The organism is Cytobacillus firmus DS1, from assembly GCF_000565285.1.
Lineage (GTDB): Bacteria > Bacillota > Bacilli > Bacillales > Cytobacillaceae > Cytobacillus > Cytobacillus firmus_A.
Genome location: NZ_APVL01000001.1, coordinates 392,960 through 407,962, shown reverse-complemented (window position 1 = coordinate 407,962; position 15,003 = coordinate 392,960). Strand labels below are relative to the sequence as shown.

The window sequence follows — 15,003 nt, the reverse complement described above, 5'->3', positions numbered from 1 at the left end:
TTAATGCGGAATCTGAACCGAATCGTCAGCCGGTTTTTCCGGCAGTTCACCTGATCCCTTCAGCTTGATATCTGAAAAGGCCTGCTTTGTATTCTGAACAATCTGTGTTACTTCCGGTGCCATCTCTCTTATTTCTTCAACTGTTCCAGTAATAAAAGCGACGTCTTCACTAACCTGGTCAATCGCTGTTTTGACCTTGTTGGAAACATCCTTCACCTGATTCACCGCTTCACTTGGGTGTTTTAAGTAATAGCCGACATTGCTGGACGTTTTCCGGCAATTGTCAAAAACGGTTTCCCTTGTGGATTTATCAAGAAGACTCAGTGCACCGCCTGCAAGTGCTCCATATAGTACACCTTTCCAAAACAATGATTTCCCCATATTTTATTCTCCTTTAGTAAAATTATTATATGAAAATTTTATTCAATTTTTCCCTTTTTTCCGTTTAACGAAACCTGACTCGTCCTTTTCCTTTATTATCATATGTAATTTGTACAAACTTCTCCTTTATTTTCTACTAATTTCCTTGGTACATGCAAGCCTAATTTAAGTTGACATTTTGCTGATATCGTGGAAAGATGATAAGAAAAGTGTGTTCGTCCTAATACATAGCTAAGAGAGGGTGTCTGTAATGAATAATTTATCGGAGAAATCGGTTGAGAATGTGGAGTTCATGATTGAGGCTATTAAGGAGAAGCTGAAGGTTTTGAATTTAGGTGCTATTAAGCCTTCACATTTTGATGAGGAAATGTATGAGGAATTGAAGGATATTTATGATCTTGTCATGAAAAAGGATTCGTTCAGCCCGAATGAAATGCAGGCTTTGGTTGAAGAGCTTGGGAATTTGAGGAAGAATAAGTAATTATGTAAGCAGCCTTTTGAGGGCTGCTTTTTTGATTGGACTTGAGTATCCTTATAAACTTAATGTGCAACTGTTGATTTGGGTGCTGATTTCCGCTGCAGGGGCTCGCTTTCCGCGGGCGGCCCGGGAGCCTCCTCGACGCTTTGCGTCTGCGGGGTCTCCCGTTTCCCGCTGCTCCCGCAGGAGTCGAGCCCTTCCGCTCCTATCAGCACGGTATTAATAAGGAATTTAGGAAATCAAAACGCGAATGGATAATATTCCCTTCAAAAATCCATTATTCAAATATTAAAAGCCCTCTACCAATCAGGCAGAGGGCTGTCCATTTCATTAACCTAACAATTTAAGCGATTCACGTGTGAATGCTGGAATATCGTCCGGCTGGCGGCTTGTGACGAGCTGGTTTTGGCAGACGACGACTTCTGAGTCCTGGAATTTGGCTCCTGCGTATTCCATGTCAACCTGGATGGATTTGTAGCCGGTTGCGTCGCGGCCTTCGAGAGTCTTGGCTGTCAGCAGCAGCTGCGGTCCGTGGCAAATCGCGAAGACTGGTTTCTTTTCGTCCATGAATGATTTCGCAAATTGGACGAATCGGTCATCAGCACGTAGCTGATCCGGCGAGAAGCCTCCTGGCAGGAACAGTGCATCAAAGTCCTGTGGATTAACGTTATCAATGCTCTGATCTATTTGAACAGTGGCTTCACCCTGTTTGCCCTTAACGGATTTGCCTTGTTCCTTTTCAATTGTAACCACTTCATGTCCTGCTTCTTTGAAGCCTTTAGCAGGTTCCGTGTATTCACTATCCTCGAACATCTCGGTAATTAAGCATGCGATTTTTTTACTCATCTATACCATCTCCTTTTAAAAATCTTCACATAAGGAGATTTCCCTGAATGAACAATCTTAAACGTAAAAAAGCATGTTACACTCCGCTGTCCATTCTTCTCGCAAAATCAACAAACCTGAACTTGTCCGGCCTGTGCCTGGATTCTGTGTACTGAAAAAGGGTGGCATCATCGAAATAAATATAATTTTTCACCACGACAATGGCATGGAATCCTTCCATATCCAGAAGCCTGCGGTCTTCAGCAGTGGGTTCTTCCACTGTAAATTCTTTTTTGGCAAAGCTTATTTTTTTGCCGAGATCGCCCTCAATGTAGGCAAAAATAGAGTTCTGGCATATGTCCTTCGTTAAGCCGGGGACATATTTCTCAATTAAAAAGTCCTTGTCCAAAATAATCCGCTCATCTTCAATTTTCCGGACCCGATAGACTTTCCAGACCTTTTCATCTTTATCAATATGGAGATGCTTCATCTTTTCTGCATCAGGCTGAATAAGCGAAAATTCGTCCACAATCGTTTCAGCACGCTGCCCCATCTTCCCGGCCAGCTCTTTAAAGCTGACCAGACCCGATATGGGAAACTGCAGCTTTTTTAAATCAAGGACCATCGAGCCTTTTCCGCGGATTTTCTGAATAAAGCCGTTTTGTGCAAGCAAATTCAAGGCCTTGCGGATGGTTTCCCTGGAAGTGGAATACATCTCCGTCAATTCATGTTCAGATGGCAGAATGGATCTGGCGGGATACTTACCTTCCTGTATTTGCTGTGCAAGCTCCTCATAAATCACTAAGTATTTATTATTTCTCATTTCAATCACCATTTCAGTCAAGTTAACACCATTCTACCATTAAACGGGCTTGCTTTGAATTATCGGTTGGACAGCTGGATAAAATACCAGCCGCCTTCAGTTACGACAGGCTTGAAGGTTTTCACTCTCAGCTTCAGCTCTTTAGCGAGACGGTGGATATCCTCCTCAGTCGGCGTTGGATATAGATTTTCAAAGGCAGAAAAGAAGCTGTTAAACACACTTGAAAACTCCTCTCCTTTCTTTGAATGAAGAATGGGTGTGATAATGGTAATGGATCCTTTCCGGCTAAGCCAGCTTTTCAATCGGGATAAGAGCTGCTTGCGATCCTCCGGCTGGATATAGTGCAGCAGGTTGTTGACCATAATTAAATCAGCCTGATGATCAGGTGAGTATTCATGAACATCTGCTGTCACAATATTAATGTTGGGAATGTCTTTGCAATTGGTTCGGGCTGATTCTGCGACGTCTTCATTAATTTCAATTCCCGCCAGTTTTGCATGGGGGAACTTCTGGCTGATTCTGCTTAAATAGCCGCCTTCCCCGCAGCCAATGTCGATAATTCTTTCCATTTTGTTTTTCTTAATGGTTTTCATAAGCCGCGGAAGTGCAAGCTATTCAAGCAGTGATGAAGTTCTCGCGACAGTCGGTCCATGCTCTTCATGGTCAAAAGTGTTCTTCTTATTGGAACGGAGCAGTTCTGGATAAGAGAGTAAAGTCGGGATATGCAATTCCATCATTTCCTTCAGGATGATTCCTGTGGAACGGGGGTTTTTCGGCGTGGACGGAAGGCTGAATTTAGATGCTGTCTTGATTTTATCCTTCCCCTTCTTTTTCAAATGGCGGATCGAAAGCCCCACCTCCACCCACCTTAAAAGCAGCTCCTCCTGAAGATTTCTGCTTGAGGCCACCTCTTTTACCGTTCTCCAGCTGCGGAATTGTGAAAATAAGTCCAGCTCAAAGCCCACGTATGCATGCCAGCTGTATAAAAACGGCTGGTTCTTTTTCATCCAATTTCGTGCTTTTAGTAATCTCACATATTCATTTATCATGGCTGTTCAACCTTCTTCCAGGGATAGTCGTCTTTTTCTGTATAAAAATAATGGCTTTTATCGGCAGCTGATAGTTCTGTTTCTCTTGCCGGCAGCATTCCTGCCTGAATCAATCGGTCCCAAAGGCTCTCTGACCAATATCCAAGACCTGAAACATTAAGCATTTGCTTATATTGCAGGGTTTTATCTCTTTCGATCTGCTTCAGCCCTTTGCGGCGTATTCCTGTAATAACCCGATTGGAATAGGAATAGGCTATGGCGGATAAATGGCTTAGGCTGATCATATTTTCAGCGCGTGGCTTCCTGACTTTTTCATACCATTTAAGCTTGTCCGGCAAAATTCTTCCCCTCGTATACATCTCTGCAAGCAATTCCCCTAGCACATCCGCATCCTGAATCGCCATATTCATGCCTTCCCCTGCCATCGGGTGCACCGTATGGGCTGCATCGCCAAGGATAGCAAGCTTTCCAGCCACATATTTATCTGCATAAAAGGCTGTCGGAATCATCAGCTGAATATCCCTCCAGTTTTTCAGTCTGGTCACATACCCTTCCAATTCAGGAAAAAGCTCTAAATAATTTTTATGGAAATAGTGAATTCCTTTTTTGAGATGCTCCTTATACGTGCCCTCCGGAATTAAATAGACAGACCGTACTTTCGCATCCGGCAGCGGAAATAATCCGAGGAACCGCTCATCCTTAGAGATGATTTTCCCTTCCTCCAATGATTGTGGCCGTGGGAAGGTGACAGTTAAAAATTGATGATTGTACTCAATCTTTTTAATTTTGCTGTTCATTTCTTTTCTGGTAATGGAGTTTCTTCCTTCAGCGCCTATAAAAAAGTCAGCCTTCACTGTCAGCTGCTCCTTTAAATCCTTCCGCTCAACCATTAATTCGCCATTGTCATAACCTTTCGCGAGGGAACCTGACAGATAATGGAAGTTTGGATATTGAAGCGCCTGATTCAGAAGGATTCCTTTAAGCTTTTCATGCTCGATCATAAGCGCGTATTTATAATCTCCCGGAAGGATGCTGTAATCCATGCTAAACTCTTTTTCCCCTTCCTCAAACGCAATTCGGGAAAATGAAAAGCCATTCTCACAGATTACATCCAAAGCATCCAGCCGTTTAAAAATTTTCAGGCTCTTCGGCTGCAGAAGCTCTCCCTTATAAACGGAAGAGGGGGCATCCAGCTTCTCGAATACGGTGACCTCAATATTGGCTTGAGCCAGCTTCAACCCGAGCGTCAAACCGCCAATTCCTCCGCCCACAATTGCAACCTCTGTATTCAAGGACATGTTTCCACCACCTTTGCCTTTTATTTAACCTCCTTTTTAAAAAGCAAAACCAATGGATATGCTGATATTACAATGTCTGGAAAAAATTATAAGAACAAACTTTTGAAAATAGGAGTATGATTGTGATAGACACCTATAATTTCAAAATCCTGTATAATAGAGAGAGTCAAATTAATTACCGTTCCTGATAGGGAGATATATAGCAATATCGCAGTCTAACGGGCAGTAAGATCCCCACTTAAAACTGCAGTAGAATTCAAAGTTGAATAACCGGGGCCGAAACTGCCCGTAAGGCCCGATTAGTTCAACTAACCAATCAGCGGAAAAACCCCCACTGATTGGAGTTTCACTTTTATTTTTTGGAGGCAATAAAATGAGAGAAATAGCAGTCGAACAATATATCCAAATGGAAAACGCAGTTCCGGTCGATGTCAGGTCTCCAATTGAATTTGAGGAGTGCAGCATTCCCGGTGCTGTCAATGTGCCGCTGTTCACTAATGAAGAACGTGTGGAAATCGGAACACTATATAAGAAAGAAGGATCTGATGCGGCTAAGTGGAGAGCGATGGAAATCGTTTCACCTAAAATTCCATCCATGATGCAGAAAATCAGAGACCTGAAAAATGATGGCTTACAGCCTGTCATATACTGCTGGCGGGGCGGAATGCGCAGCAAAGCGGTTACTACTTTTATCACATATGCGGGCGTTTCAATCCCCCGTTTAATTGGGGGCTATAGAGCGTACCGTCAATATATTCTGGAAAACACAGCAAGCCTGATTCCTGAAAAAGCAGTTGTGCTGCATGGAATGACCGGCGTCGGGAAAACGGATGTGCTTAAGGTGTTAAGCGAAAAAGGCTACCCTGTTATTGACCTGGAAGAAATGGCAGGCCATCGCGGTTCGATTTTCGGTTCATTTGGCATGGGGGATGGCAGCACACAGAAAACATTTGATGCACTTTTGTATCAAGCCCTTTCTGAGGTTAAAGGTTCCCCTTATATTATTATGGAAGCCGAAAGCAAACGAATAGGCAAGGTGGTTCAGCCGGACGAGCTGCTTGATACTAAGAAAACCGCAATCCACATTGATATGTTTGCCAGCATAGAATCCCGTGTACAGCGTATTCTGAGGGACTATGTGGAACCATATCAAAAAGAAGAATGGTTCAAGCCGAAAGTGGATGAAAGTCTCATGTTTATTAAAAAACGTCTGAAGGATACTGAAATCCGCGAGCAGCTGGATGAATCAGTTGAAGCTGAGAACTACGGGCTATTTATCAAGCTTTTATTAGAACACTATTACGATCCGCGCTATGCTTTTAAACAGCATGACTATGAGGGCGAATTCCACCATGTGAATGCCGATGATGTGGAAGCAGCTGCACAGCAGGTAATTCAAATAATCGAGAAGCAAAATGCTCCCGTCTTATGACGCGGAGCATTACTTTTTGAGAGCGACAAAAGATATATTTTTATAAAACTGTGATAACTATCTATTTAAATCGGTTGACACTGTGGTATGATGATAATAATATTGAACAAAACGTTCTTAATATGGAACTGATTATGATATAATCCTATTACATACAAAATAAGGTGTGTGGTATACGATGATCGGTGATCGTGTAAAAAAACTTCGCCAGGAAAAGAAAATGTCCTTATCCGAGCTTGCAGACCAGGCCGGTGTAGCAAAATCATACTTAAGCTCACTTGAGCGCAACCTGCAAACCAACCCATCGATTCAATTTCTTGAAAAAATCGCAGGTGTCCTGAATGTTCCTGTGGACCATTTGATCCATGAGCAGATCAACAAGGAAGATCTGGATTCAGAATGGATGAAAATTGTGAAGGAAGCGATGGAGTCTGGGGTTTCCAAGGAGCAATTTCGGGAGTTTTTGGATTTTAATAAGTGGAAAAGCGGACAAAAATCATAATTGCAATGAGCCTGGATGCACGGGCTTATTTTTTTGGCAAAATAAAAAGCATTTCCATTTAGAGATGCCTCTAACAGAAATACTTAGCAATACCGGATATTTAAGTTTCGATCAGAACCTCTTTGGCTCTGTTATTATGTAAAAACTCTCTAATTTCTTCCTTTTGCAGGCCTAAGTTTCTTGCTTCCATAATTAACTGCAGCCACTCCAAATCAATTTCTTCGACCTTAATATTTTGCTCTGTCAAAATTCTTCCCCCCAGGATACGTATCGTATTCCAGGCAATCCAGCCATCGTAGTATTATTCCCAATACCTTAGACCTGTGACTTTGCGTCCTCATTTTTCAATGAGTTTGCCTTTTTCTGCGCCTATCGGCTCAAAGAAATATTTTCCATAGATGTATTCTACTATGGGCGTATTGCTAATGGTGTCTTTTTTTGTAAATATAATTAATTATTTTAATATTAAATTTATTTATTTTTCGACAAGAATCTCTCAAAAACCTCACTTATCAGTTAATTGTTCTCTGTTTAGAATAGTAAGAATGGCCGATTCTTTTCCTATAATTCTTATTAATTTCCTGCAGAGAATATGTGTGCGAAATTTTCTTTTTCTTATAGATAATATGGACCGGTTCCCGTGTCATTGCATCAAGAAAAGTTTCATTCGTCAAATCATTTCCGCAAACCGGGCACAGCCACTCTCCGATTTCAGTGCTGCTGAAAGATGGGTTATGGCATTTCGTACAGTTTTTTTGGTACATGGGACACCCCTTGGTATTTTATTTTTCATATATTATTTATGAAATCCTTACTTGATGCTTCATTTTGGCTATTATGTAATCAGCTCAATAATCCAGATAAAATGTATGAAACAAACAAATGTGTATAATGCAGAGGCACCTAGAATTAGAACTTTTACAATTGAATATGAAGGGATAAAATTAATCAATGGAAATATACATAGTAGAATTGAGAGGCTAATTTTTAAAGCAAGGAATACTATTGGATCCAAAATGAAAAGATAGGCCATTAAGGGGTTTCTTTCTTCAATAATGGAAAATTGAAGACCTAAAAAAGTAAATGTCCCATCTATAAAATTTAAAAAAGACAGGTATAAAAATAATCCTTTCAATAAGTTCACCACTTTATAATCTCTAGAGGAAGCATATAAGAAATCTAGACCTTGATAATTCGAATCCATCAAGGTCAAGACTCATCTTCTCTTTTTCTTTTCTGTATAAAAAATAATACTATTCCACCTATCAGCAATATGCCTCCAATCAGTAGACTGTTATACAGGTTTGTAGCTGTTGCAGGTAAAATTTGACCTTTTACAGGCTTTTTTAAATCCTCATCCGTGATTGGGCGCTGTGGAAGCAGCGGATTGCCGCTATCATTTTCATCAGGGTCTGGGTCTGGGTCTGGGTCTGGGTCTGGGTCTGGATCTGGATCTGGATCTGGATCTGGGTCTGGATCTGGATCTGGGTCTGGATCTGGATCTGGGTCTGGATCTGGATCTGGGTCTGGGTCTGGATCTGGGTCTGGGTCTGGGTCTGGGTCTGGGTCTGGGTCTGGATCTGGGTCTGGATCTGGGTCTGGAGTTGGCGTATTATCTTCTACTATAAACTTAAACTCTACTTCGAATCCTAATCCCTGATACTCATTTCCAAGCTCATAAGGGAATTCAACTTGAAACTCTAAATCCTCTTGGTTCTTTGATTTTAAAAACCTTGGAGACAATCCATGGAAATCCTTTAACTTTCCAGAATGTAAAATTTCATCAGAATCTCTGATTACAAGCAGAAATTGATTATAGAGCGTCTCTGATCCTCCCAAAAATTTAGCTGTTGTATTATAAGCAAAGTCTTCTGCTGCCTAAATTTAGAACCGTAAGTCTTTTAATGGCGCGATCACCTGGTTTTAAGTTTGAAAGGTTAAATAAAAACCCCTCTGGGATAGCTTCAATATCTAGCTGATTTTGGGTGTTACCAAGAACAATATTTGAATTTGAAAAAATAATAATTAAAGCAAAAATGGCTGTGAGAAATAATTTTTTTGATTTCATCTAATTTCCTCTCATAAAATCATTTTATACATCTCAGCTTTTTTGGGAAATCAGCTAGAAAAAGCGGAGGAGAATCCTCCTACCGCCTTTCTTATTATGTTTTTACTCTCCACCATCAGGCCATTTTACAGTTCTCGTTTCAGTAATTACTTCTCCAGTCACTGGGTGATTTACACTAAATGTAAATGTTTCACCGTGTTTATTTGCATTGCTATTCTTAGATTTCGTGTCAGATAGTACAGTTCCATCGCTGAATGTGAATGTTGCTGTAGCAGTTACTTTGTATTTTTTCTGGAACCATTCTGTATATGTGGACCAATCGTCATCTACCTCTACACCTGTAAGTGTTACTTCAGGTGTCGGGTCCCCACCACCATCTCCAGGCTCCTCATCATCTCCAGGATTTACAGCAGCTCCATCTTCACTGTGAGACTTCTCATTCTCTGAGATATAACCATCTTCGTCAACATGAGATTCTTCAATCGTCAAGCCACCCCACTGACGAGCTTCAAAGTTAAAGTCAAGTGTAATGCTATCACCCTGATATTTATTTTGAATTTGTCTGCCTTTATTATCTTTATCATCGATATCTTCAAATTTAATAGTGAATAATACCTTATCTTTATCATCAGGATTTACTGGAAGACCATGATAACTTTGGTCTGCACCTGTCTTTGTGATTACATTTATTCTCCCCGATTCAGCATCATAGTAGTTTGAATCTACTGATCCAGCATTTGGCGGCACACCTTTTCCAGCAGTCATTTCTATAAAGTCAAATAAATTTACATCCTTCACTATATCTTTACTGTAACCGTTACCTCCTTCAGTACCACTGGATATAACAGTAATGGTAAACTGTCTAAGGAAATCTGCTGCTGAGTTTTTACCCCAGATATCGGTATCGTCTCCACCCACATAATCTACAAAATTACTATGAGTTAACTTCAACAGAACATCTTTAATTGCTAATGTACCGACATTATCTAATTCAAATTCTTTTTGGAAGACATCTCCTGGTTTTAAGTTGGATAAATTAATTCCCGTGGAAGTAGTATCTGCAGCTGTTAAATCCAATTTACCTGCCGCATAACTAGCACTTAACGTTTCCACATCATTAAACGCTGCCCAAGTCCCTCCTCCAACAAGTGAAATACCGAGTGCCGCAGATGCGACCCCTAAACCAATTTTCTTTTTAATCCCCATTCCTGAATCCTCCTCAATTTCCCTCGATTTTCGAGGTATGTAATTTTTTATATTGATCCTCATGTTTCCACAAGGAATGCAACCGTGATTATGCTGTTTTTTCTGTTTCTTCTGTTGTTTTTTTAGGACCATCTATTTCTCTAATTGCTTGATAGATGGTAACGGCTGAGTAAGCCAGCAAAATTAAACCAGGTATAATTAGCAGTGTTGCTGTCCCTTTGCTTGATTTAGCGAAGTCTATGAAATATCCTAAATATGGAATTGTGAATCCAGTGTAAACTGCTTTTACGTTTTCAGCTAAAACCGGCTGACTATCCATGTCTTCGTTATTGTCACCTTTTGTTTGGAATAAAAGGTTTTCACCGTTATGAATTACTTCCATAACTCTGTGTGTGGCAAGACTTCCATCTTCCAATACAAAGGTGATAATATCCTTTTCTTTTATTAAACTGGGATCTTCAACAGGCTTTACAGCTATAACCGATCCCGTTTGGAAAGTTGGTTCCATTGAACCGGATAAAACCGATTTTATCTGGTATCCAAAGGCTTGAGGTTCCCCTCCAGATGCTTTGGAGGAGATCACCAGTAAAGCCATGATAATTAAGTTGATAAAGAGAACTACAGTTAAGAGGCTGCTAATGATTTTTAATGTTTTTTTCACATTTATTTACCTTCCTGTTCTGTCAGATTTTCAGATTCGCCAGGAGTAGAGGTTTGCTCTGAAGACTGTTCCTGTTGTTCTGCAGCAGTTTCGGTATTCTGTTTAGTCTGCTCATTTTCACTTTTGGCAGCTTCTTCACTTTCTTCAGTTGTATCTGACTCCTTCACCTCTGTTTCTACAGGTTCTACAGGTTCTTCACCATTTGTTTGTTCATTTGGTGTAGTAACCTTATTTTCTTCACTATTATTATTTTCACTCTCCTGACTCTCATCAGTAGGGTCAGTAACAGCCGGCTGCTCATTTTCTTTAGCATTCTCCGGATTTTCTTCTGGCGGCTCTTCCGTTTCAATAGTTACCACCTCGATTGAGTCACTCCAAACCGCATTACCTTCTTCATTTTCCAGATAAACTTTAAACTTATAAAATCCGTTCGCTTGTGGTGAAAAATTTAATTCGGCAAAATCGTTAGTTTTTAATTTCTGAAAAGTACCGTTCGAAACTTCAAGTCCGCTTTGGGGGTCTCCTGTTTCTATGTAATACACTTCATACTGTCCCAGTGACTCCATGTCAGCTCCTACATTAGTAATTGAGGCAGATATATTGCCATCTTGAATACTGGTCTTATCAATCTTTAATGCACTTTGCCAAATTCCCGCTTTCATTTCGCCGGTTATAGCTTCTGAATCTGTAAAATATGCATTCGTCTGGCCAGCGATTGCTGCATAGCCCCCAATTAGCAGGTACCAAACCCCAAATAACTTTAGTGAGATCCATAAGACACGATTCTTCTTACCAAATTTCTTTAAACGAGTGTATCGTATATTAAACCCTCCTCGTAGAGAATTGTTCTTTTATAACTATAATTTCGTTCTTTTTATCGAACCAATAAATCGAGTATAGTCCATCCGTCTTATTTTGAAAAATTCCAAATTCAGCCGTTTTTTCGTTTTAAAGAACGTTTTTCGTTCTTTTTCTAAGGATATCTCAAGAATTCTCACTATTTTGTATTTTTTATTGAACGGTTTGTTCGTTATAATGAAAACATCTTTTTAATTTATGACAAGGGAGTATTATGCCTATGATAGGTGGCCGGATTAAAAGTTTAAGGATCAAAAAGGGATACTCGATTAATGAGCTTTCTGAAAAAGCAGAGGTATCCAAATCGTATTTGAGCTACATTGAGAGAGGCATACAGGAGAACCCTTCATTGCAGGTTTTATCGAGAATCGCCAGGACACTGGATGCTAATCTTGAGGATCTGCTGGAAGAGAACAAAGAGGAAATTACAGACTTGTCTAAGCTTGATGAAGAGTGGGTTTCACTTGTCAAAGAAGCTATCAGGGAGGGAATCACAAAAGAAGATTTTGCTTATTATCTGGAGTTTATTAAATTTAAGAAGATGAATGGAGGGAACGTTTAGTTGAAGGTTAGAGGACGTTTGCTGATAATAGCTGCCTCATTCCTTATTCTAATCGGAGGTGGTCTGGTCCTGTTTTCCCTGCAGGAAATGTACGCTCAGGAGAAGAAAACCAAGGATTCTTTAGACCAGGCACAAGAAAGAATCCAAAGCGAAGTGAACAAAGAAAGCAAAAGTGTTCTCCAAACAGAACAGCCAGTTGATGTTTCCTTTGGGCAGGGTGAAGCCATTGGCATTCTAAAGATCCCTCGCTTGGAAGCTGAACTTCCCATTATAGAAGGAACAGATGAGGATGAGCTGGAAAAAGGGGTTGGCCATTACTCCACAACTGTACTTCCAGGACAGCCTGATCAGATTTTATTATCAGGGCATCGGGATACAGTCTTTCGCAGCCTTGGCGAACTCCAAATAGGAGATACTTTTGAAGTCAGCATGCCATATGGTGAGTTCACATACGAAATTACCGATTCCAAGATTGTGGATGCAGACGATACCACTGTGATCCGATCCACCGCTCCTATCGAAATTCTCACTGTTTCCACCTGCTACCCCTTCTCATATGTGGGCAATGCACCATCCCGGTATATCCTGAATGCCAAAAGAATACAAAATTAAGAGGCTCTTTCCCAAGGAAAGTGCCCTTTTTACTGCATCTAGACAAACACCCTTCCCCCATATAAGAACCTGTACATATCATCTAATATATGGGTTTCCAGAAGGGACGGATCCTGATGATCAATTTCTTAAGATTACTATTATATTTAGCCATCATCCTCACAGCTATCATTCTATCAATATAAAAAGCCAGACTCTCTAAGCCTGGCTTATCCCTTTACTTATTTAAACTAACAGCAATCTTCGAGCCCACTTCGGCATTATGCTTCACCAATGCTATATTCGCGGTCAAGCTTCTGCCTTCTGTCAATTCCTTCACTTTTCCCAAAAGGAATGGAGTCACGTTTTTCCCTGAGATATTGTTTTCATTCGCTTCTTTTAAGGCTGTTTCAATAACCCCAGTTATAAACGCTTCTTCCAGGGCATCTTTTTCAGGGATCGGGTTGGCAATAACCACGCCGCCTTTTAGGCCCAGTTCCCATTTTGTGCGGATCATTTCGGCTGCTTCTTCTGCATTGTCCACACGGTAGTTTACGTTGAACGGGCTTGTGCGTGTGTAAAAGGCAGGCAATACATCTGTTTCAAAGCCAACGACCGGAACGCCGTGCGTTTCTAAGTATTCAAGCGTCAAACCGATATCCAGGATGGATTTCGCCCCTGCACAGATAACGGCAACATTGGTCATCGCCAGTTCCTGAAGGTCTGCTGAGATGTCCATGGTCGTTTCCGCTTCACGGTGAACGCCGCCAATTCCGCCTGTGACAAACACTTCAATGCCGGCAAGCTCAGCACAGATCATGGTGGCCGCTACCGTTGTGGCGCCATTTTTCTTTTTAGCCACTAAATACGGCAGGTCCCGCCTGCTCGCTTTTTCAACGTCCCTGCTTTGGGCGAGGAATTCAAGCTCCTCATCTGACAGACCGATTTTAATTTTTCCGTTTAAAATGGCAATGGTTGCTGGAACTGCACCGTTTTTGCGGATGATGTCCTCCACCTCTTTTGCTGTCTGGACATTTTGAGGGTATGGCATTCCGTGTGAAATGATGGTGGATTCAAGGGCAACAACCGGTTTATTTGCTTTCTTTGCTTCTAACACTTCTTCTGAGTACTCAAGCCATTTTTCTAACATGATGTCACTTCTCCTTAGTCGAAATATTGTTTGAATGTTTCCTGCAGGCGTTTGTTGTTCAGGTTCGGATTAACGGTTTCTATGGACTGCAGGGCAAGCATCGAGCAGGACATGCCAATCTTGCAGGCATCCTCTGTGCTTAAGCCTTTTAAATGGGCAAAAATAATGCCCGATACAAGCGAGTCCCCTGCACCTGTCACATCTGCTATTTTCACCTTGGGAGGCAGCTGCACACCTGCTTCACCTGTGCTTGTAAAGTAGATCAGCCCTTTATCTCCCCGGCTGATCACCACTTTTTCCACTCCTTTATTGATCATTTCCTGTGCTGCCTTAAAGAAGTCTCCCTCCTTCCTGATTTCCATCCCAGTCAGGGCTTCTGCTTCATTTTTGTTGGCAATCAGCCAGGTAACACCCTGCAGGTTTTTCGGCAGATTCTTTATTTTTGGTGCTGAAACAGGTGTGATGCATAGCGGGATACTCTCTTCGTAACACCTTGTGATGATTTGTTTTAAAACTCCTGGCGGAAAGTTGGTATCCAATATCACCATCTCAGATGATGCCAGGTACCCCCACTTTTTCTCGATAAACTCTCTGGTAACGCTTTCATAAATGGACATGTCGGCTAAGGCCACAGCCATTTCCCCTTCCAGGTCAAGCACTGCTGTATAGGTTCCGGTGATGGACCCTGCCAGGGATTGTGAAGGTGTCACGTCAGCAAAGGCTTTCGTATATTCCAGAAGCCATTCGCCTTCCGGATCGCCTCCCACTACGGTCATCAAACCGACATCACAGCCCAGCCTGCCAAGGTTTTCGGCAATGTTCCGCGCCACTCCTCCGCAGGATTGGGAGCTTTCTGCAGGGTTCGATGTTCCGAATTGGAGCTGCCCGGTTGTCTGAATTTTCCTGTCGACATTGGCTCCTCCCACACAAAGCACTTCTTTCTTTTGCGGCAGTACATAGGCTCTGCCGAGAATTTTCCCCTGCTTGGTCAGTGAAGAGATATAGCCGGCTACAGCTGACCTGGAGAGTCCCGTTTTTTCTGCCAGCTCGTTTTGGGCAATAAATGGATCCTCTTTAATCAGCTGCAAAATCAATAATTCTTTATCGTTCATAATGGAT

Annotated in this window: 20 protein-coding genes, 1 pseudogene and 1 riboswitch; of the genes and pseudogenes, 5 read left to right on the top strand and 16 right to left on the bottom strand. The window is 41.5% G+C overall.

Annotation, left to right across the window (positions count from 1 at the left end; translation table 11 throughout):
* Complete coding sequence (locus PBF_RS02040; protein ID WP_035326440.1) at positions 1-381, bottom strand: YtxH domain-containing protein; 381 nt, start codon at positions 379-381, stop codon at positions 1-3.
* Between the two features lie 250 nt (positions 382-631).
* Between PBF_RS02040 and PBF_RS02035 the strand changes: the two genes are divergently transcribed.
* Positions 632-862 (top strand): DUF1128 domain-containing protein, encoded by a 231-nt coding sequence (locus PBF_RS02035; RefSeq protein WP_035326433.1) that lies wholly within the window; start codon positions 632-634, stop codon positions 860-862.
* A gap of 327 nt (positions 863-1,189) precedes the next feature.
* On the opposite strand, the gene PBF_RS02030 is transcribed toward PBF_RS02035, so the two are convergent.
* From PBF_RS02030 to PBF_RS02015, 5 genes are all read right to left on the bottom strand, one after another.
* Complete coding sequence (locus PBF_RS02030) at positions 1,190-1,705, bottom strand: type 1 glutamine amidotransferase domain-containing protein (protein WP_035326432.1); 516 nt, start codon at positions 1,703-1,705, stop codon at positions 1,190-1,192.
* A gap of 76 nt (positions 1,706-1,781) precedes the next feature.
* A complete protein-coding gene (gene treR / locus PBF_RS02025; RefSeq protein ID WP_200869992.1) occupies positions 1,782-2,507 on the bottom strand; it encodes a trehalose operon repressor in 726 nt (241 codons plus the stop codon).
* Positions 2,508-2,566: 59 nt separating this feature from the next.
* Entirely contained in the window at positions 2,567-3,100 is a 534-nt protein-coding gene (locus tag PBF_RS26690; RefSeq protein ID WP_268745092.1) for a class I SAM-dependent methyltransferase, read from the bottom strand.
* Positions 3,101-3,118: 18 nt separating this feature from the next.
* Positions 3,119-3,556: a hypothetical protein gene (locus PBF_RS26685; protein WP_235192183.1), complete on the bottom strand. Its 438-nt coding sequence runs from the start codon at positions 3,554-3,556 to the stop codon at positions 3,119-3,121.
* On the bottom strand, positions 3,553-4,854 hold the full coding sequence (locus PBF_RS02015) for an FAD-dependent oxidoreductase (protein WP_035326428.1): 1,302 nt from the start codon (positions 4,852-4,854) through the stop codon (positions 3,553-3,555). Before PBF_RS02015 ends, PBF_RS26685 begins: the two co-directional genes overlap by 4 nt.
* A gap of 373 nt (positions 4,855-5,227) precedes the next feature.
* Here PBF_RS02015 and mnmH point away from each other — a divergent pair, with 373 nt between their 5' ends.
* Together mnmH and PBF_RS02005 are read left to right on the top strand one after the other, a co-directional pair.
* A complete protein-coding gene (gene mnmH, locus PBF_RS02010) occupies positions 5,228-6,286 on the top strand; it encodes a tRNA 2-selenouridine(34) synthase MnmH (RefSeq protein WP_035326426.1) in 1,059 nt (352 codons plus the stop codon).
* Positions 6,287-6,464: 178 nt separating this feature from the next.
* Positions 6,465-6,788 carry a helix-turn-helix domain-containing protein gene (locus tag PBF_RS02005; protein WP_035326424.1) on the top strand — a complete coding sequence of 108 codons (324 nt, stop codon included), beginning with the start codon at positions 6,465-6,467 and terminating at the stop codon, positions 6,786-6,788.
* A 100-nt stretch (positions 6,789-6,888) separates the two neighbouring features.
* On the opposite strand, the gene PBF_RS25285 is transcribed toward PBF_RS02005, so the two are convergent.
* From PBF_RS25285 to tapA, 8 genes and pseudogenes are all read right to left on the bottom strand, one after another.
* Complete coding sequence (locus PBF_RS25285; protein ID WP_081757213.1) at positions 6,889-7,035, bottom strand: anti-repressor SinI family protein; 147 nt, start codon at positions 7,033-7,035, stop codon at positions 6,889-6,891.
* A 30-nt stretch (positions 7,036-7,065) separates the two neighbouring features.
* Positions 7,066-7,156, bottom strand: a riboswitch (cyclic di-GMP riboswitch).
* A gap of 144 nt (positions 7,157-7,300) precedes the next feature.
* Positions 7,301-7,552, bottom strand: a complete 252-nt coding sequence (locus PBF_RS02000) for a hypothetical protein (RefSeq protein WP_035326422.1) — start codon at positions 7,550-7,552, stop codon at positions 7,301-7,303.
* Positions 7,553-7,623: 71 nt separating this feature from the next.
* Positions 7,624-7,992: a DUF5658 family protein gene (locus PBF_RS27170; RefSeq protein WP_430515276.1), complete on the bottom strand. Its 369-nt coding sequence runs from the start codon at positions 7,990-7,992 to the stop codon at positions 7,624-7,626.
* A 5-nt stretch (positions 7,993-7,997) separates the two neighbouring features.
* Entirely contained in the window at positions 7,998-8,627 is a 630-nt protein-coding gene (locus PBF_RS24835) for an LPXTG cell wall anchor domain-containing protein (RefSeq protein ID WP_051488783.1), read from the bottom strand.
* Positions 8,628-8,643: 16 nt separating this feature from the next.
* The gene (locus PBF_RS01985; RefSeq protein ID WP_035326418.1) at positions 8,644-8,856 is read right to left on the bottom strand and encodes a hypothetical protein; all 213 of its coding nucleotides are present in this window, start codon (positions 8,854-8,856) and stop codon (positions 8,644-8,646) included.
* A gap of 417 nt (positions 8,857-9,273) precedes the next feature.
* Positions 9,274-10,062: pseudogene (locus PBF_RS01980) on the bottom strand (TasA family protein); the annotation flags it as partial.
* Positions 10,063-10,150: 88 nt separating this feature from the next.
* Entirely contained in the window at positions 10,151-10,723 is a 573-nt protein-coding gene (sipW, locus tag PBF_RS01975) for a signal peptidase I SipW (RefSeq protein ID WP_035326416.1), read from the bottom strand.
* A gap of 2 nt (positions 10,724-10,725) precedes the next feature.
* Positions 10,726-11,544: an amyloid fiber anchoring/assembly protein TapA gene (gene tapA / locus PBF_RS01970; protein ID WP_081757212.1), complete on the bottom strand. Its 819-nt coding sequence runs from the start codon at positions 11,542-11,544 to the stop codon at positions 10,726-10,728.
* 257 nt (positions 11,545-11,801) lie between these two features.
* On the opposite strand from tapA, the gene PBF_RS01965 reads away from it, so the two are divergent.
* The gene (locus PBF_RS01965; protein WP_035326408.1) at positions 11,802-12,143 is read left to right on the top strand and encodes a helix-turn-helix domain-containing protein; all 342 of its coding nucleotides are present in this window, start codon (positions 11,802-11,804) and stop codon (positions 12,141-12,143) included.
* The gene (locus tag PBF_RS01960) at positions 12,144-12,755 is read left to right on the top strand and encodes a class D sortase (RefSeq protein WP_035326405.1); all 612 of its coding nucleotides are present in this window, start codon (positions 12,144-12,146) and stop codon (positions 12,753-12,755) included. It begins immediately after the preceding gene.
* 217 nt (positions 12,756-12,972) lie between these two features.
* Here PBF_RS01960 and PBF_RS01955 read toward each other — a convergent pair whose 3' ends face one another.
* Both PBF_RS01955 and PBF_RS01950 read right to left on the bottom strand, forming a co-directional pair.
* On the bottom strand, positions 12,973-13,884 hold the full coding sequence (locus PBF_RS01955) for a pseudouridine-5'-phosphate glycosidase (protein ID WP_035326402.1): 912 nt from the start codon (positions 13,882-13,884) through the stop codon (positions 12,973-12,975).
* Between the two features lie 14 nt (positions 13,885-13,898).
* A complete protein-coding gene (locus tag PBF_RS01950) occupies positions 13,899-14,996 on the bottom strand; it encodes a carbohydrate kinase (RefSeq protein WP_035326399.1) in 1,098 nt (365 codons plus the stop codon).
* Positions 14,997-15,003: the final 7 nt, after the last annotated feature.